17 protein-coding genes are annotated in these 18,789 nt (G+C 39.2%); 11 read left to right on the plus strand and 6 right to left on the minus strand.

Annotated elements, in window-relative coordinates; all coding sequences use genetic code 11:
• The first annotated feature begins 293 nt into the window (after positions 1 to 293).
• Positions 294 to 785: a hypothetical protein gene (locus tag MSG95_RS11820; protein ID WP_213033547.1), complete on the plus strand. Its 492-nt coding sequence runs from the start codon at positions 294 to 296 to the stop codon at positions 783 to 785.
• A 46-nt stretch (positions 786 to 831) separates the two neighbouring features.
• On the opposite strand, the gene fadA is transcribed toward MSG95_RS11820, so the two are convergent.
• Positions 832 to 2,004: an acetyl-CoA C-acyltransferase FadA gene (gene fadA, locus MSG95_RS11825; protein ID WP_002157046.1), complete on the minus strand. Its 1,173-nt coding sequence runs from the start codon at positions 2,002 to 2,004 to the stop codon at positions 832 to 834.
• Between the two features lie 12 nt (positions 2,005 to 2,016).
• On the minus strand, positions 2,017 to 4,170 hold the full coding sequence (fadB, locus tag MSG95_RS11830) for a fatty acid oxidation complex subunit alpha FadB (RefSeq protein WP_004699123.1): 2,154 nt from the start codon (positions 4,168 to 4,170) through the stop codon (positions 2,017 to 2,019).
• A gap of 474 nt (positions 4,171 to 4,644) precedes the next feature.
• Here fadB and MSG95_RS11835 point away from each other — a divergent pair, with 474 nt between their 5' ends.
• Both MSG95_RS11835 and lpxO read left to right on the plus strand, forming a co-directional pair.
• A complete protein-coding gene (locus MSG95_RS11835) occupies positions 4,645 to 5,649 on the plus strand; it encodes a hypothetical protein (RefSeq protein ID WP_077165009.1) in 1,005 nt (334 codons plus the stop codon).
• A 170-nt stretch (positions 5,650 to 5,819) separates the two neighbouring features.
• The gene (gene lpxO, locus MSG95_RS11840; RefSeq protein WP_077165008.1) at positions 5,820 to 6,734 is read left to right on the plus strand and encodes a lipid A hydroxylase LpxO; all 915 of its coding nucleotides are present in this window, start codon (positions 5,820 to 5,822) and stop codon (positions 6,732 to 6,734) included.
• A gap of 72 nt (positions 6,735 to 6,806) precedes the next feature.
• On the opposite strand, the gene MSG95_RS11845 is transcribed toward lpxO, so the two are convergent.
• Positions 6,807 to 7,652: an NPP1 family protein gene (locus MSG95_RS11845; protein ID WP_228144402.1), complete on the minus strand. Its 846-nt coding sequence runs from the start codon at positions 7,650 to 7,652 to the stop codon at positions 6,807 to 6,809.
• 320 nt (positions 7,653 to 7,972) lie between these two features.
• Here MSG95_RS11845 and MSG95_RS11850 point away from each other — a divergent pair, with 320 nt between their 5' ends.
• The 5 genes from MSG95_RS11850 to MSG95_RS11870 all read left to right on the plus strand — a co-directional run bounded on the left by MSG95_RS11850 (position 7,973) and on the right by MSG95_RS11870 (position 12,824).
• On the plus strand, positions 7,973 to 8,503 hold the full coding sequence (locus tag MSG95_RS11850) for a peptidoglycan amidohydrolase family protein (protein WP_039251233.1): 531 nt from the start codon (positions 7,973 to 7,975) through the stop codon (positions 8,501 to 8,503).
• Between the two features lie 120 nt (positions 8,504 to 8,623).
• A complete protein-coding gene (gene uvrC / locus MSG95_RS11855) occupies positions 8,624 to 10,423 on the plus strand; it encodes an excinuclease ABC subunit UvrC (RefSeq protein ID WP_077165026.1) in 1,800 nt (599 codons plus the stop codon).
• 120 nt (positions 10,424 to 10,543) lie between these two features.
• Positions 10,544 to 11,338, plus strand: coding sequence for a thioesterase family protein (locus MSG95_RS11860; protein ID WP_077165007.1), 795 nt, complete (start codon positions 10,544 to 10,546; stop codon positions 11,336 to 11,338).
• Positions 11,339 to 11,456: 118 nt separating this feature from the next.
• Positions 11,457 to 12,044, plus strand: coding sequence for a CDP-diacylglycerol--glycerol-3-phosphate 3-phosphatidyltransferase (gene pgsA, locus MSG95_RS11865; protein WP_004699108.1), 588 nt, complete (start codon positions 11,457 to 11,459; stop codon positions 12,042 to 12,044).
• Positions 12,045 to 12,212: 168 nt separating this feature from the next.
• Positions 12,213 to 12,824 (plus strand): alpha-ketoglutarate-dependent dioxygenase AlkB family protein, encoded by a 612-nt coding sequence (locus MSG95_RS11870; RefSeq protein WP_039251217.1) that lies wholly within the window; start codon positions 12,213 to 12,215, stop codon positions 12,822 to 12,824.
• A 194-nt stretch (positions 12,825 to 13,018) separates the two neighbouring features.
• Here MSG95_RS11870 and MSG95_RS11875 read toward each other — a convergent pair whose 3' ends face one another.
• Positions 13,019 to 13,792, minus strand: coding sequence for an IclR family transcriptional regulator (locus tag MSG95_RS11875; RefSeq protein WP_004699103.1), 774 nt, complete (start codon positions 13,790 to 13,792; stop codon positions 13,019 to 13,021).
• Positions 13,793 to 14,286: 494 nt separating this feature from the next.
• Here MSG95_RS11875 and MSG95_RS11880 point away from each other — a divergent pair, with 494 nt between their 5' ends.
• Genes MSG95_RS11880 through MSG95_RS11890 form a run of 3 tightly spaced genes read left to right on the plus strand, consistent with a single transcriptional unit; the run spans position 14,287 to position 17,626 of the window.
• Positions 14,287 to 16,386, plus strand: coding sequence for an FUSC family protein (locus MSG95_RS11880; RefSeq protein WP_077165006.1), 2,100 nt, complete (start codon positions 14,287 to 14,289; stop codon positions 16,384 to 16,386).
• Entirely contained in the window at positions 16,379 to 16,585 is a 207-nt protein-coding gene (locus MSG95_RS11885) for a DUF1656 domain-containing protein (protein WP_004699097.1), read from the plus strand. Before MSG95_RS11880 ends, MSG95_RS11885 begins: the two co-directional genes overlap by 8 nt.
• 39 nt (positions 16,586 to 16,624) lie before the next feature.
• On the plus strand, positions 16,625 to 17,626 hold the full coding sequence (locus MSG95_RS11890; RefSeq protein ID WP_019456779.1) for an HlyD family secretion protein: 1,002 nt from the start codon (positions 16,625 to 16,627) through the stop codon (positions 17,624 to 17,626).
• Between the two features lie 57 nt (positions 17,627 to 17,683).
• On the opposite strand, the gene ruvX is transcribed toward MSG95_RS11890, so the two are convergent.
• The gene (ruvX, locus tag MSG95_RS11895; protein ID WP_004699093.1) at positions 17,684 to 18,124 is read right to left on the minus strand and encodes a Holliday junction resolvase RuvX; all 441 of its coding nucleotides are present in this window, start codon (positions 18,122 to 18,124) and stop codon (positions 17,684 to 17,686) included.
• The gene (locus MSG95_RS11900) at positions 18,124 to 18,678 is read right to left on the minus strand and encodes a YqgE/AlgH family protein (protein ID WP_004699090.1); all 555 of its coding nucleotides are present in this window, start codon (positions 18,676 to 18,678) and stop codon (positions 18,124 to 18,126) included. The genes ruvX and MSG95_RS11900 overlap by 1 nt, the downstream gene beginning before the upstream one ends.
• Positions 18,679 to 18,789 lie beyond the last annotated feature (111 nt).

Consider the following 18,789-nt stretch of genomic DNA (forward strand, 5'->3'; position numbering starts at 1 on the left):
CTCGCTTGATTAAAGCTTGGTTATACGAGGACCAATTGGTTGTACGATAGATTTTAGGTGTAGGCTTCTTCATCTGGAAATTATATTACTGAAGAAGCCTTCAAGAATAGCTTTGTGCAACAAAGCCTATTACACTTAAAAGAATTTTTAGTATTTGAAATACTAACTTTACTTACCGTTTATCTGAGCCTTACTGAATCACAAAGCAGTTTGTTGTAGCCTATTTATAGAGACCTTTATTTGAATCTTCATCTTTTGATTGAAATAGGATGACTGATTTTTTGGAGCTAGGTATGAACTTTCTAAAACGATCAGCTTTAATCGCTGTATTTGCTTTTATAGGTTTACCAACTGTTCAGGCAGAAGAGGTAACGACTTTACCCACTATTCGCGTTATGGCTGAATCTGAGCTACGTGACGAGGTGGGCTTTGTACCGTTTCAAGAAGATAAGAACGTACGACAAGCACTACAACACCATGAATATAAAATACATAACGATATACAGAATGCTTTAGTCCCAGAAGGTATGACGACCGTAGATTATCAGCCCGTTATGGCGCAGCCTGATCTGTCGCAACTTTCCCCATTTTTACAACAATATATTTTAGCGGTAGCGGGTGGGATTCAGTCTTCTGACCCAACTAATGGTCTTTTTGAAATGTTAAAAGATTTGAACATTAACCGAAGTAATGTCGATGCTTATCGCGAAGGTACGATGAAAGTAAATTTAAATGATATTTTGAAATTACAGCAACAAATCCAAGATGGTTTAAAAGGCCGATAAAATAAAAATCCCCGCATTGAGCGGGGATTTTTTATCTTGGTGCTAATTAAACACGTTCGATAATCGTTGCAATACCTTGCCCAAGGCCGATACACATAGTCGCGAGACCAATTTGAGTATCTTGTTGTTCCATCACGTTCAACAACGTAGTTGTAATACGTGCACCAGAACAGCCTAGTGGGTGACCAAGTGCGATTGCACCACCATTTAAGTTCACGATGTCTTGTTTGTCATAAAGACCTAAGCCCTTAAGAACAGACAAGCCTTGTGCAGCAAATGCTTCATTTAACTCAACAGTCTGAATATCAGCAATTGATAAGCCAGCACGCTTAAGCGCTTTTTGAGTCGCTGGAACTGGACCGTAACCCATGATTGCTGCGTCACAGCCTGCTACTGCCATAGAGCGAATTACAGCACGTGGTTTTAAACCTAATGCTTGTGCACGTTCAGCAGACATAAGCAACATTGCAGAAGCACCGTCAGAAAGAGCAGAAGAAGTTGCTGCTGTTACTGAACCACCTTTAGGGTCAAATACAGGTTTTAATGCTTTGAATGCTTCAAGGTTTGCATCTGGACGAATCACTTCGTCGATGTCGCAAAGGATTTTGAAACCATTTGCATCGTGGCCTTCAACACCAACGATTTCATTTTTGAAACGACCTTCCTGAGTTGCAGCCCAAGCACGGCGGTGAGATTCAACACCGAACGCATCTTGTTCTTCACGAGTAATGCCGTTCATACGACCTAACATTTCAGCAGTTAAGCCCATCATGTTAGATGCTTTTGCATAGTGTTTAGATGCTTCTGGGTTAAGGTCGATGCCGTGCATCATACCTACGTGGCCCATATGCTCTACACCACCAATAATGAAGATGTCACCTTGGTTAGTCGCAATTTGTGCTGCGGCAGTGTGGATTGCCTGCATAGACGAACCACAAAGACGGTTCACTGTTTGACCAGCAACAGTTTTAGGCAAGTCAGCCAATAAACCGATGTTACGGCCAATGTTCATACCTTGTTCTAGAGTCTGGTTTACACAGCCCCAGATCAGATCTTCAACTTCATTTACATCAAACTGGTTACGAGCAACGAGCGCACGTACAAGTTCAGCAGATAAACTGTCGGCACGTACATTACGGAACATACCGTTTTTAGATTTGCCCATGGCAGAACGAACGCCATCAACAATCACAACGTCACGTGGATTTAAAGTAGCCATTCACATCGCTCCTTAACCGTAGAATTTTTTGTTGTTAGCAGCCATGTCGCGCAACATTTGCGGCGCTTCATAAGCCTTACCTAAGTGTGCATATTTGTCGCAAAGCGCAACGTATTCAGCAACACCTGTTTGGTCGATGTAACGGCATGGACCACCACGGAATGGAGGGAAACCTACACCCATAATCATCGCCATATCTGCTTCAGCGGCAGTTGCAACGATGTTGTCTTCTAAGCAACGAACTGTTTCGTTACAGAAAGCAAGCATCATACGGTCAATGATTTCTTGGTTATCAAATTCGCGTTTTTCACCAGTCACGAAAGGAGCAATGATTTCATATGCTGTTGGATCAACAGTTTTTGCTTTCTTGCCTTTCTTGTCGAGTACGTACTTGTAGAAACCAACGTCATTCTTTTGACCAAGACGTTTAGCTTCGTACATTGCTTGAATTGAACCTTTGTAGTCCGGCTTCATACGGTCTGGGAAACCTTCTGCCATGACTTCTGCACCATGTACACCTGTGTCGATACCAACAACGTCGATGAGGTAAGCAGGACCCATTGGCCAGCCAAACTTAGACATTACATTGTCAACTTGTTGGAAGTCTGCGCCGTCTTTTACAAGAAGGTCAAACGCACCAAAGTAAGGGAACAATACACGGTTAACCAAGAACCCTGGGCAGTCGTTTACAACGATTGGTGTTTTACCCATTTTTTGAGCAAGCACTACAGTCGTTGCAATCGCTTCTTCAGAAGTTTTTTCACCACGAATAACTTCTACAAGCGGCATCATGTGAACTGGGTTGAAGAAGTGCATACCAACGAAGTTTTCAGGACGTTGTAATGCTTTCGCTAAACGCGTGATTGAAATCGTAGACGTATTAGAAGCAATGATCGTATTTTCACGAACATTCTTTTCAGTATCCGCAAGTACCATTTCTTTAACTTTTGGATTTTCTGTAACTGCTTCGATTACGATATCAACTTCTTTAAACTCGTCGTAGCTTAAAGTAGGGCGGATACGTGCAAGAGTTTCACCCATTTGCGCAGGTTTCATTTTCTTACGTTCAACTTGTTTAGTTAACAAGCTGTTCGCTTCTGACATACCTAATGCAAGTTGTGGGTTACCAATATCTTTCATGATAATTGGTGTGCCTTTGCTTGCAGCTTGGTAAGCAATACCACCACCCATAATACCAGCGCCAAGTACAGCTGCTTGGTTTACAGGATGAGCACCTTTTTCATGTTTTTTAGCAGTTTTCTTAACAACTTGGTCATTGAGGAATAAGCCAATCAATGCACCAGCTTGTGGAGTAATCGCTGCTTTCGCAAAGCCTTCAGCTTCAACTTTTAATGCTTCATCACGTGCAAGGCTTGCACCTGCTTGTAATGAATCAAGTAATAATTTTGGAGCAGGGTATTGAGCAGGGTTTGCTTTAGCAAGTACTGCACCTTTTGCTGTGTTGAACGCCATCATTTGTTCAAGTGGATTCAATTTTACAGCATCAAGTTTTTCTTGGCGTTTTGCTTTCCAGTTTAAACGACCAGAAATTGCTTGTTTAACCAAGTCAGTTGCAGCTTCAAGTAATTTGTCAGCAGCTACAACCGCATCTACAGCACCATCTTTAAGTGCAGCAGCCGGTTTTTTAGGAACAGCCATTGCCATCCATTCAACTGCGTTGTCGATACCGATAACACGGCTTAAACGAACGCTACCACCGAAACCAGGATAAATACCGAGTTTGATTTCAGGTAAGCCCACTTGTGCAGCTTCTGACATCACACGATAGTCACACACTAAGCACATTTCAAAACCGCCACCTAAAGCCATGCCATTAATAGCAGCAACTTTTGGAAGGTCTAAATCTTCAAAGCTATTGAAGATCTCGTGAACAGGCATAAGCCAGTCAACAATCGCTTTTTCGCCTTGGGCGAAGTTTTCGCCAAATTCAGTAATATCTGCACCAACAATAAATGTAGATTTACCCGAAGTTACAACTAAGCCTTTAATATCGTTATTGGCTTTTACAGCAGCAATCGCTGCTTGGAAATCTTCAATTGTTGCACGGTTAAATTTATTGACCGACTCACCTTGTAAGTCAAAGCGGAATTCTGCAATTCCGTCCGAAAGCATTTGGACGGTAATGGCATTGCCAGCGTGGATCATGCCTGATCTCCTTAGTTTTGGAGGACTTCTAAGTTGATGTTATGAAGCGTGTGTACAGCTCCGGTACACATTTATGCTTCGCTAATCTTACGATAACTATATCTAAAAAGAAGCCAACAAGTTGTATCAAGCCGTGACGCAAGGGTCATCAATTATCTGCAAATAATTTTTTTTAATTTATTTATATGGAAAATATGTTTTTTATAGGGAGCAATAGCTTGATAACCAAGGGTTGAAGGGTCCATAAGAGAATGTAGTAAACGATGAAATGAATAATAAAAGAACAATGAAATAATAGAGATTTCAATGGGGAAAACACATGTATGGAAAAGAATAAAGACTGCTAAATAACTTAAATTTTTGAATTAGTAATAAAAAATAAGATGTTTCGTGAATTATTATACAGAAAGGGTTGTCTATTTTTTTATCTTTGGATAAACTTTGTGTTATAAAAATGTTAGATAAAGTAATATTATGTTAAAAAATAAGTTTGTAATTTTAGCTATCCTACCAATGATGTTGAGTGCGTGTGGCGGTGGTGGTTCTAGTGATAATAATTCCGTAAATAACGATCAAAGTAGTGCATCACAAGATTCTACGGTAAATGGAAGTCGTTACTATTTTATGGATTACAATGCGAATGAAACAGACGCATTAAATATTTCTTATTTTGAAATATTCAATAAAAAATCAACAGATGGATCCTCTAATCAACCTTTAGGTGAGTATTTGCTCACAGAGAAAAAACTCTATTTGCCAACTGATAGAGCGATTAATGTTATGAATATTAATTCGCTAACAGATTGGACACTGGATCTTATTGGTGATGTTAAAGAGGATTGGAAACTTCAGAGAGTTAATCTGTCTGGTCAGAACATGTTTGACGCTGTTTTACCAGGTTACCGAGCAGTAGGCTTTCCAGTAAATGATGCAAGCACGACGAATGGGCGTATATTTCTTAATACTTATGGACAGAATAAATTTCCTGAAGGAAGTAGTTGCTACCGTTTAATTTCAAAAAAATCTAATCAAGAGTCGTTTGCATTTAATGTCGGTCAAGATTATGAACTTAACCAAAGTTTTGATGAGTTCGATGCTGAAAATGCTCCATATCTTAATCGTTTGAATCAAACAAATCCATTTGGCTTTACTTATAAAGCAGTTAAGGGCACATGGCAAAATGTTTCATGGACAACAATTTATAATACTAGTTTAGGTTTTGCTGCAAACGATAGTGTGGCGGTGCAATATCAAGGTAAGCCATATACAGCAAATTATACAAGTAACATTGCTTGGACGGCTGATCAAGAAGTTAAGCATTGGGAAACATACTTAAAAAATACCAATGATTCTGACAGTATTCGTTTAGCTCGGTTAAGAATTGCACAATTGAAATCAGGCTGTTATGTCTATAATGAAACCGCTGCAAGAGCACTTGTTTCTCTAAATGCGTTAAATTGGAAACCCTATCAAAACTAATTTAAAGCCTGAGTTTAAGAAATCTCAAGAATAAATATTCTTGAGATTTCTTTTTGCTAAAAATAATAGTTAATCATATGACTCTGAATTTTCTTCGAGAGTTTGTTATTATTTCTCCGATTTTAAATTTCTTCGAAGTATTTTAAAGATGCTTAAATGCGAGTAACTATATGATTAAGTGGGTCATATTAGCGATTTTTGTAATATCTGCATTGTATATCCAACATCGCGGCAAAGTGCGTCACTCGTTTTATCGTCAATTTTTTGACCATTCAACCTTGCTCGCACCGATTAACTTTTTAATGTACATCTTTTCAAAGGTACCGAATCAGCCTTATATCGATACTCAACACTTCAAAGATTTAAAAGTGTTAGATGAAAATTGGGAAATGATTCGAGACGAAGCGAAAGCTTTATATGACCAAGGTGGGATTAAAGCATCGAGTACCTATAATGACTTAGGTTTTAACTCGTTCTTTAAAACAGGATGGAAACGTTTTTACCTCAAATGGTATGAGTCAAGCCATCCTTCGGCTGCTGAACTTTGTCCGAAAACAACGGCTTTACTCAAAACATTACCGACCATTAAAGCGGCAATGTTTACCGAGCTTGCTCCTGACAGCCGTTTGGTAAGACACCGTGACCCATACGCAGGTTCACTTCGTTATCACTTGGGTTTGATTACACCAAATGATGATCGTTGTTTCATTGATGTCGATGGTGAAAGATACTCTTGGCGTGACGGTCAAAGCGTTGTGTTTGATGAAACGTATATTCACTATGCTGAAAATAAGACTGAGCAAAACCGTATTATTTTCTTTGCAGACGTTGAGCGTCCAATGAAAGTGAAATGGATGGAACGTTTTAACCATTGGTTTGGTCGTAACGTGATGACTGCGGCAAGCTCACCGAATGAAACAGGTGACCAAACGGGTGGTTTAAATAAAGCATTTGGTTATGTGTACCAAATTCGTATTAAAGCCAAAGCATTAAAAGCTAAAAACCGCAAATTATATTACTTCTTAAAATGGTTCCTCATGCTTGGAATTTTCTTTCTGATTTTTGTACGACCATATGTATTTTAATTAAAACGCCCGAAAGGGCGTTTTTTTATTTTAATTAAATTTATATTAAATTAAGTTTTTATTGCGTGTTAACTAATAAAAGGTCACATTGTTCCATTCAGCAGGTTTCTTACTGTTTAGAAAGTTAATAAGTCGAGATGGTTTTATTTCAAGTGTTGCTTTACCGTAGTCAGAGCTAAAAAGAGTATTAATGTAATTAGTAGGTGCCTGATCAATGTCAATTACATTAGGTAAAACCCATTTTCCTGTTGGATTTTCTGGAGTCTCATTAACAACTTGAATATTATTTGATGTTTTTGATGCAGCTAAACGCAGAGCATGTGTCAATACACCATCTTTATGATAAACCACTGCATAGGCATTATTACCATATTCTTTTGCTAATGGAGATAGATTGGCTGCTGTATTTGTTAATTCTCCATGTGCGCTTACCCCTATATGCGTTACCTTACCGTCTTTCATCCAGACTACGGCGTGTTCTAGGTCATGTCGATGTCCTATAAAGTCTAAGTTACCATTTACGGCTTTATCTTTAACTGTATAAAGTGCAAAAATACGACCGCAGTAAATAGAATTCTGATAAGTCGTACATTTCTCCTTGTAAATAATATTTGCTTTGCTTAACTGATCCCTATAACTACATTGACCTTCTAAAGTACCTGAGGTGCTCAAACCATTATTCGGGTAATAGTTTTCACCTTGTTTTTGTACTGGTGCTGAAGCTAGACATCCATCTGTGTCAAAATCAAAGACAATTTTTCCGTTTTCCAAGTTTATGGGTTGCAACGTAGAAAGACCTGTAACACATGCTGGTTGGTCTGCACTGCATAGAGGAACTTGGCTCCAGTCTTTTGAAAAACCTTGAGTTGAGTAGATCACGCTACCGATTAGAGTAAAGATTAAGATATAGATTTTCATATATTATGGATATTTTAAGAGTTGAATCCAAATATTAAAAAAGTTAAATGACATTATTTTTTCAGTTTTATTAAAATATTATTTTATGTGTATTTTAATAATATTATGTTTTTAATAAATTTTTTATAAAAAATAACTTTATGTAAATTTTCATTAAGTAGATAATTTAAAAAATGATTGATTATTGATCTAAATGATTAATTTTGTGACCCATTTCACAGTGCTAGGAATTTGTTACAACTATTAAAAGCCAACGCATAATTTTGATTCTACAATTGCTCCGTTTTTTCGAAGACTGGTTAGCGGAAGTAGGTTTCAAAATGGCTCATGCTCATCACGTAGCTCATGCACATGTTCACCACATTAAATTGAGAAAAGAAGAAAGTTCTCAGGGTGACTTAAAAACGAAAGCGATGTTAAACAAAGCTTCTGCTGAGACTAAAAAGCATAGCCGATCAACTTCTAAAAGACATAAAGTAGAAGACCAAAATATCGATCTGCATAAATTCTCAAGCAAACTTGAAAGTATGTCTGCAAGGCACAGTAAAGAAAAATGCGCCAAAAATATTCGTATTGCTTTACAGGCAGCAGGTGCAGATGTTTCAAAGCATCCAGTAGCTGCATCTGACTGGGGGCATACTCTAGAAAAGAACGGCTATAAGAAAATCAAACCGGCATTCAATCGTCCTCAAGAAGGCGATATCTATATTATTGAACGTACAAGTGGTCATACTTACGGACATATTGCTGGCTATACGGGGAATGGTTGGTTCTCTGATTTCCGTCAAAAAACCTATGCGGTCTATAAAGAAAAAGACGTGAAGTACAGTTATTATCGTCTCGATTCTTAAAGATGTACGACACACTTTGTCATCGCTTGTCTAATTTGGGTTCTGGCACAGTAAAGCACTTGAAAAGTAAGGGTGAAAACATCACATTAGGTATTCAGTATTAAGCCATGCATGCCAATAGTGAATCAAAACGCTCGTCCCCATATTGAAAAAATTTTAGCCCATATGACCCAACTTCCAGGCGTTTATAAAATGCTAGGGAAAGATGGTGAGTTGTTATATGTCGGTAAAGCAAAAAACCTAAAAAATCGGGTATCGAGTTATTTTGTTAAAACCATTGAGCATCCAAAAACTCAAGCTTTAGTTGCCAGAATTTATGATATTGAAACGCTCGTCACGCGTTCAGAAACTGAAGCCCTGCTTTTAGAACAAAACTTAATTAAACAACATCGTCCGCCATATAACATCATGCTGCGAGATGACAAATCATATGTCTATATTTTTGTTTCCGCAGATAAGCCGTATCCGCGAATTGCCAGTGGTCGTGGCAAGGGTAAACATCAAATTGGTAAGTTCTTTGGGCCTTATCCAAGCGCTTATAGTGCCCGAGATACTTTACTGGTTTTACAAAAACTTTTTAATGTGCGCCAGTGTGAAAACAGTTACTTCTCACAGCGCAAACGTCCATGTTTGCAATATCAAATCAAACGCTGTTCGGCCCCATGTGTAGGCTTGGTTTCACCAGAAGATTACAAAGAAGATGTGAATAACAGTATTCGTTTCTTACAAGGTGACACCAAAGAATTAAACCAAGAGCTGATTGCGAAAATGGAGCAAGCAGCGGCGGATCTTGAATTTGAAAAAGCCGTTTTTTATCGAGACCGATTGTCTTTACTTCGTGAAGTACAAGCACAGCAAGCTGTTTTCAAAGTGAAAGGTGAAGCTGATATTTTGGCCATTGCCTATCAGGCTGGTGTGACATGTGTGCAGATTATGCATGTGCGTAATGGACGTATGCTAGGCGGTAAAAGTTATTTCCCTGATATGTTGGGTGATGACCTCGGACAAATGCTAAGTGACTTTATGGCAAACTTTTATTTTCAGGTTGCCGATGAAGTACCAAGTGAACTGATTGTAAATACTGCCTTACCTGACCGTAAAGAGCTGGAAGAAGCCTTAGCACAGCAGTTTGGAAAGAAAGTCCAGATTAAGAGCAATGTGCGAGAAACACGTGCTGAATGGTTAGAGCTTGCTGAAATGAACGTTCAGCATGCAATTAAAGGGCAGTTGAGTAACCATTTAGAACTCAATGAGCGTTTCCACCAGCTTGAGCAGGTGGTTGGCCGTCCAATTGATCGTATCGAATGTTTCGATATTAGTCATACCATGGGCGAAGCACCGATCGCATCATGCGTGGTGTTTGACCAAGGCGGTGCGCGTAAACGTGACTACCGACAATTTGCCATTCAAGATATTACTGCGGGCGATGATTATGCTGCGATGCGACAAGCTTTAACGCGTCGCTATAAAAAGGCTATGCTGCCTGACTTGCTTTTAATTGATGGTGGTAAAGGCCAACTTCATATGGCAATGGAAGTTATGCAAGAACTTGGACTTGAGGCTTTCATGATTGGTGTCTCAAAGGGTGAGGGGCGTAAACCAGGACTTGAAACGCTTCATTTTACTGACGGCACAAAAACTCAGTTACCTGAAGATCATAAAGCCCTACATTTGATTCAACAGGTCCGTGATGAAGCTCACCGTTTTGCGATTACCAAACACCGCGCTAAGCGTGATAAACGCCGTAGTACCTCAGTTTTAGAGGCCATTCCGGGCTTAGGGCCTAAACGCCGTCGAGATTTATTAACACATTTTGGTGGGATTCAAGGCGTGTTAAAAGCATCGGAAAAAGAACTGACAGTCGTGCCGGGCTTAGGGGAAGTGATGGCAAGAACGATTTATAAAATTTTGCATGAGTAGCCACGTATTTAAAATTTGAGTGACAAAAGCACTCATAAATTAATAGCATCATGACCATTCACATGATGGTCAAAATAATGAAAGATACTTTCTAATCACGCACATGACTTAGGGATATGCATGTCATTATTACAGCTATTTGAAGATGTAAAACAAAATGAATGGATTGATATACCCGCAGGGTGGTTACAGGGCCGTACGGTTTTTGGTGGCCTTGTTGCTGGGCTATTAATGCAAAAAGCATGCTCCCATATTCAAGATCCAAATAAAAGATTATTAAGTTGTAGTGTTACTTTTGTGGGTCCTGTACAGCAAGGTTCTGCCCGATTGACTATTGAAGTTTTAAGAGAGGGGAAGTCAGTCACTACGCTTGAGGCACGTTTATGGCAAGATGGTGCAGTACAAACCATTTTGGTCGCAAGTTTTGGGGCACCTCGTGTATCGAGTATTGAGGTAAAAAAAGAACCTGTTGCTCCTACGTATGTACAACCTGAAAATTTATCTGTCATTCCTTTTGGTCAGCATATGCCTGAATGCTTTCAGCACTTTGAAGTGTGTTGGGCTGAGGGTAATTATCCGGTGACAGCAAGTGAGCATCCGGACTTTGGTGGCTGGTCAAGGTTCTCACCAGAGCAACATGAAAATCGTCAACTAACATTGCCTGATTTGATTGTTCTCATGGACATTTGGCCGCCGGGTGTATTGCCAATGTTTAAGCAAGTTGCACCTGCAAGTTCTTTAACGTGGCACATTACGTATGTGAACCCAGTCCAGCATCAACTGTGTGACTGGTTTAAATATAAAGTCGTCACAGAATATGCAAGTGAAGGTTACTCGACAGAATATGCATATCTTTGGGATCAAAGTGATCATTTAATTGCAATTTTGAGGCAAACTGTTACGGTATTTACCTAAGCAATCTACTTTCTCGATTCACATATTTCGTATAAAGTGGCTGTTACAGATAGATACAATATTGAAGTATGTGTCTTTGTCTGTTAAAAGATGCGTGAAGACTAAATTGGCGGTGTTTATGACCACAGGGCGAATCCTGAATATCCCAAATATCCTAACTTTGGCGCGTATCGCGCTTATTCCAGTATTTTTGGTGATTGCATATTGGCCGCCTGCAATAGGTATTGGTGAGCACGTAGGAAGTATGACTCGTCATATTATCTTGACTGCGATCTTTGTGCTGGCTGCTATAACCGACTGGTTTGATGGCTATTTGGCACGATCTTTAAACCAGACTTCAGCATTTGGCCGATTTCTAGACCCAGTTGCAGACAAACTCATGGTAGCAGCTGCACTTATTGTTTTAGTACAGTGGAAACCTACCATTGCGATGGCTTTTGCAGCAATTGTTATTATTTCACGGGAAATTACTGTTTCTGCTCTACGTGAGTGGATGGCAGAACTGGGTGCGCGAACCAGTGTAGCAGTGTCAACTGTAGGTAAATATAAAACTGCATTTCAAATGATTGCGATTAGTGTGTTCTTACTCAACTGGCAGCCTTTAGAAATGTTGGCTTATGCTTTGTTATATACCGCAGTCATTCTTACTTTGTGGTCAATGTTCATTTATTTAAAAGCCGCGTGGCCATATCTAAAGCAGCCATAAAACCAAATAAGATTTTAAAAAGCCTTTCCTTGAGAAAGGCTTTTTTATTGCAAAGCGCAAAAATAGCTTAAATCACGTAATTGGTATAATAAGTAAATACCATTGGCAAAACGGCACTTAACTGGCATTGTTAGCTTGAGAGATAGCTAAGCAGCAAGGGGAGATTGCATGACTCTAGATTTATTTTCTCCGGAACCTTGTGAAAATTTATTACCTTATGATGGTGAAGTTCAGGACTATGGATGTATTTTAGGTGCTGAAGAGGCCGAGCAATATTTTCAGTATTTGTATCAACATTTGGCATGGCGACATGATGAAGCGAAGTTATACGGCAAGCACTTCATTACTCCCCGCAAAGTTGCTTGGTATGGTGACGAGCATTATAGATATAAGTATTCTGGTGTTTTTCGGGATTCTCTGCCGTGGGACAAAGCGCTTGCTAAGTTGAAACAGCAGGTAGAACAAATTCTTTCAGAAAAATTTAATTCTTGCTTAGCCAATCTTTATGAAGATGGAACGCAAGGTATGGCTTGGCATAGCGACTCAGATGTGTCTTTAGCTAGAACAACCACCATTGCTTCTTTAAGTTTTGGAGCGACCAGAAAGTTCTCTTTTAGACATATTCACACTAAAGAAAAAGTTGAAATGTGGTTACAGCCGGGGCAACTTATTGTGATGCGCGGTGAAACTCAACAATATTGGCAACACCATTTAAATCGTTCGACAAAAATTTTACAACCACGTATTAATCTGACATTCCGTCAGTTCAAATTTTCATAAGTTTTTGCTAAAAATTAGGCAAGAAAAAAGCCCATGATGGCTGCATGAGCTTATTCCTCTGAGGGAGAGCCTTCTATTGATGAGCTGCTGATGAAAAGAATCATCAATAGGTGCTAAAATCATAATATGAGAATATTTTGGTTTTTTCAATGCTTAAAAATGTAAAAAAACTTTAAATTATCAAAAATACTATTTTATATCTCACCTTTTTCTGAGAGTTCCATAAAGCGCTGCTCAATCAATCCAGCATTTTCTTGCAAAATTTCAATCAGTTTTTGAATATTTAAAAAGTCAAAACGATTCTTTGATGCAACTAATGTTAAAGCCAAAGGAACTTCTTTACTCGAAAAACGAACGGGAACGGCAAGGCCTGAAACATTAGGGTCAATCTCACCTTGTGAGAAATAGAAGCCTTGTTTTTTTATTTTACGCATGCGTTGAATAAAGCTTGTTTCGTCTAGAGCAAAACCTGACTGCGATAGCTCATTCTGAAAACGTTCATAGTAGTCATGCATGCGCTGTTTACTTAAATGTGACACCATTGTTTTTGGTGATGCTCCAACATAGATCGGACGCGGACAACCTCGGCCATATGAAAGTAGCTCTGTATCTTTAAAAATCTCATGATGAATATCAATACAATAGTCATCATTTAAATAGGTGAGTAAACAGCAGAGTTCAGTGCGCTCAACGATATTGCGCATAAACGGCGTACTGATTTGGACGAGTGGATCTGTTGTTCTGGATACATAGTCAAGAACTGCTATTTTTGAGCCTAAAGTGTAATCGCCAGAAGTACCATTAATACGTTTTAATAAGTCAGCAGATACGAGTTCTTTCAAATAACGGTAGCTGGTCGGTTTAGACAAGCCAAGTTCTTCGCAAATAATATCGACATTAATCACTGGTCGTGAAACTGAAAATAAATCCAGTACGGTTAAAATTTTGCCAAAACTTGAAATTGCCATGATGTCTTATTCGTATCCTTAATAAAGAGTCGCACTTGAGTTCTTATAACAGAAAAATTGAAGCTTTGTCTCAATTGCAAGATAACTACCTGATTTAAATATTTTACGCTCAGAATCAGAAAAGTTCTCTTGATTCGTACATCATATATGATTAACTAAAAACATATCAAATTATCAAATAAAGATATTTTAGTTGACTAAATCACTTTAATTTGAAAAAATTGTGCAACAAAATATCTAATCGAGAAATTGGTTTACTCTGCCAGCTTTCTCGATGTCTCTCCTTTCCTAAGCTTGGTCGCCTAAATAGCGGTCAAACTGAAATCATCTGGGCATATCATGCAAAGATGTAGGAAAAATCATTGTATTGAAGGATGCTCTCATTAACTCATTTGTCTATAAGGCAAATGATAAAGTCGTGTTGTCTTTTTAAAAAAGCAAGGGCACGCTGAGGAGCATGCTCATCAGTTCAAATCTGTATTTGAGATGAGTTCATGTTATTAAAGCAAATACTGGCTTTTCGCCCGAGTAAGCTTGATCTAATTTTTGCAATAAAGACATTTATTGCCGGCATGTTGGCATTATTTGTCTCGTTTGAATTAGACCTGATTAATCCAATGTGGTCGATCGGTACTGTCTTGATTATCGCCAACCCTTATTCGGGTATGGTGTCGTCTAAGTGTGTCTATCGTGTTTTAGGGACGGTGGGTGGCGCCATTGTTGCGTTAACAATCACGCCTCATCTGATTAATACGCCGTGGATCTTTACGGTGGTGTTATCACTATGGGTAGGCTTTGCGCTTTATGTATCCTTACTCGACCGGACGCCTCGCAGTTATGCATTTATGTTGGCGGGTTATTCAACTGCAATGATTGCGTACAACGCGATTACTTATATTGATCAGTACAATATTTTTGATATTGCTTTGGCGCGTGTACTTGAGATTTCAATTGGTGTGATTTCAAGTGCAGTGGTTTCCGCAACTATTTTGCCTATGCATATTGGTTCAGCCATTAAGCAGCGTGTAACTAAAACACTCAAAGATACAGAAAACCTATTTGCAAATTTGTTAAATGCAGACCAGCAGCAAAACAATACACAGCTTTTAGCCGCAATTACTCGTGATACAACTGATATTCATGCTTTGGCAGTTCACTTGAGTTATGAAAAAGGTGAATTGCATGGCATGACCAAGCCTTTGCAAGAAATGCTCCATCAAATGTCGATGGTAGTTGCAAACTTGGTTGCTTTGTCTGAACGAATTAAACAGTTACAAGAACTGAATTTTGTTGAAAGTCATGCGGATAAATTAAAACAGCTTTCAGGTCATGTGATTCATTTTCTCGAACAAAAAGACCAGATGACTGATGAAAATGTTTTGCAGTTACCTGACGAGTTTGAAAATGACTTTTTGAACTTAAATGACTCGGCTTCTGAACATCAGCAAGTTTTATTGGCTGCCATGAAAATGGATGTCCGCCACTTTATTAGTAATGTTTTAGCTGTAAAAGTTTTATGGCAACGCATCAAGCAGGGTAATAAAGAGATTCCAGATAGCATTACTCCAATGACTACGACCTACCCAAGTTTACACCGAGATCACGGGGTAGCGGTCAGAGGCGGTATTAGTGCGGTACTCATTACATTTATTGTGACAGGTGTGTGGATTCTGTCTGGCTGGAAGGCTGGATTTATGATGGCACAGATTGGTGCAGTAACTGCCTGTATTTTAACAGCCTTAGATAACCCTGTTCCTGTCTTGCGTATTTTTATATGGGGCAGTGTGGCATCGGCTGTTTTAGTGTTTATTTATGCTTTTGGTGTTTTCCCTCATGTCACTACATTTTGGGAGCTTGGAATCGTTTTACTACCGATGTTCTTATTTGCGGTTTCTATGATGGCAAATCAGGCACTCATGCCTGTAGGTATGGTGCTCGGTATTAATACCATGATGGGCCTGAACTTGCACAATGCTTATAGCATGGATGCAGTGTCTTACTTAGACAGTTCATTCGGTATGGTGATGGGCGTATTGGTATCTCTCATTGTGATAGATGTGGTACGTGCCATGTCACCCGATACCAGTGCAAATCGTATTTTAGCTTTACATTATCGTGCGATGCGCCAAGCGATTTATATCCCTTATGGTATTGAATTCAAAGTTCATTTGAGAGGTATGTTAGACCGTGTTGGTGTCTTAAACACTAAAATGGTGCAGTCAGAAGAGATTAAAAAATCAATTCATCAGGCACTAGTTGAATCAAGTGCAATTGTTGATTTAACCCGTTTGCAAGAGTTAGTAAATCAGGTTCAGTCATCTTCAGAACTGGCTCATCATATTGGGCGTTTGCAACAAGATTTAGATGAGCTATTTAGAGCTAAAGAGAATGAAAAAGATGAAGCAGATGTATTAATACAACATATTCATCAGACTTTGTTTGAACTAAAACAGCTTGCTTCAAATATAGAAGATATGGCTATTCGCCAAAGATTATTTATTTCACTAAATAATATTGCTTATAGCATGTGTCATGTTTCATCAAACCAAATGAATGCAGATCGTACGCTTACAGGAGCCACAGCGCATGGGTGAGTTTAATGTCTACGGTATTTACGTGCCCGCTTTGCTCGTCCAAGCCTTATTTGCATATATATGTTTCCGCTTGTTAAGTCCTTTAACTAACAAATGGATTGCACAAGGCTGGATTGCATTGCCCAGCATTTTCAATTTGTGTTTTTACCTTTTATTACTTTTGGTGATACACCAAGTTTTTGTTGGGTTAGGTGCTTAAAGATGATTGCCAGATTAAAGATTGAGTTAGGTGAGTGAAATGAATCAATTGGAGTTGAAAAAAGTCATCCGTCCAGTGATTTTGATTGTCGCATTAATGATTGCGGTCTATACCATTGTGCATTTATGGAATTACTATAATGCAGCGCCGTGGACACGTGATGGTCGCGTTCGTGGTGACGTCATTCAAGTTTCTTCAGATGTAGCAGGGCTTGTAACGGAAGTATTGGTTCAAGATAACCAAACTGTCAAAAAAGGTCAGGTGCTTTTTAAAATTGATGTTTCTCGCCGAGCTTTAGATGTAGAGCAAGCAAAGTCTGATTTGGCAAAAGCAAAAGCAGCATTTGCTCAAGCACAAGCAGGTTTAGCACAAGCGAAGGCAAACTTAATTAAATCGAGTACGAACATTAAGTTAGCCGAGAAAAACGCAAACCGTTATTCAAACTTAATGGATGGCGCTATTTCTAAACAAGAACAAGATCAAGTTTTTGCAACTCGCGATCAATCCCTTGCAGAGCATGAACAACTTCAAGCTGCGATTGAACAAGCAGAAGCAACTATTAAGCAGCAACAGGCACTCGTTGAAGCTGCGACAAGTAACTTGCATTTAGCTGAACTTAATATGCATCGTGCTGCTGTGGTGGCACCCGCAGATGGAACACTCTCTAATTTTGATATGCGCCCTGGTAATTATGTTCAAGTTGGACAAGCAGTTGCAGCATTGCTCGATCGTAAACAACTCTATGTTGTAGGGTATTTTGAAGAGACAAAATTAGACCGTATTCATATTGGCGATGAAGCGAGTGTACAGTTAATGGGTGATAGTCAGAAAATTAAAGGTCATGTACAAGGTATTGCATCGGGTATTGAAGACCGTGAGCGTTCAAGCAGTTCTAAATTGCTTGCAAACGTAAACCCAACCTTTAGCTGGGTTCGTTTAGCGCAGCGCGTACCTGTAAAAATTGTGTTAGACGAAGCGCCAAAAAATCAGCTTGCTTTTGTTTCTGGTCGTACTGCGACAGTACATATTATTGAAAAATAAAAAGCTTAAGTTTTTCTACTCAATAAAAAAGCATGTGTAAAACATGCTTTTTTATTTTTATGGCGTTAAGCCGACCGGATTTCGATACCAACTCTGGATCAGCAAGGCTGCTGCAAAACTATCTGCTGATAATTTCTTTGCGCGTCCTTGTTCTTGGTAGAAGCCGAGCTCTTCTCTTGCTTCACGCGTCGTTAAGCGCTCATCCACCATCCAAGTTTCAATGTTGGTTTGATGGCGTAAACGTCTTGCAAATTTGCGAGCACGTGTAGAAAGTTCTGACTCACTATCATCCATATTTAATGGAAGACCAACAATAAACAAATCAGGTTGCCACTCTTTCACAATTTTTAAAAGCTGGTCCCAGTTAGGAATTCCATCTTTCATCACAAATAACGGTAGTGGGTTAGCACTTTCAATTGCAGATTGACCTATCGCCATCCCCATTTTTTGAGTGCCAAAGTCGAAAGCCATAATTGATTTGGATTGTGTCACAGTCATTAAGCATGTCCGATTTCAGAAGCCAGCCATGTGCGATCTACACCAATCTTTTTATAGGCTGCATCCCAACGGTCGTCGTACGGTAAGTTAAAAATCAGATCCATATCGGCATCACAGATAAGCCAGTCACCACGAGCGATTTCATCTTCTAACTGGTTTTTACCCCAACTCGCATAACCTAGTGCGATTTGATAGCGACCCACACCTTCGTTATGTGCAATTGCATCAAGAATATCTTTACTGGTGGTAATACAGACATTTTCACCCACAGCAATAGAAGAGTGCCAAGTTGGTTGGCCAGTATGAAGGACAAAGCCTGCTTCTGGGCGTAAAGGCCCACCTTGTAAAACCTCATGTGGATTTACATTGTCTGCATCAATATCTAAATCATTCAGGAGTTCTTTAATTTGAATGCCAGCAGGACGATTAATGATAATGCCTTGAGCACCTTCTTCATCGTGACGGGCAAGATAAATTACTGTATTTGCAAAAAAGTCATCTGCCAGTTCTGGCGGGGCAATCAGACAACGGTGAGTCATGTATTGTTTGGTCACCTAAGCGGTTCTCCCTCAAAAAATGTCGCTAGAGGGTCTCACGACCCTTTTATCTATATAGGTTCTTTTTATCAACATACAAGAGTTAATCGGATTTCGCCAATCTTTTTC

Origin of the sequence: Acinetobacter sp. IK23 (assembly GCF_035615275.1) — a bacterium.
Classification (GTDB): Bacteria; Pseudomonadota; Gammaproteobacteria; order Pseudomonadales; family Moraxellaceae; genus Acinetobacter; species Acinetobacter seifertii.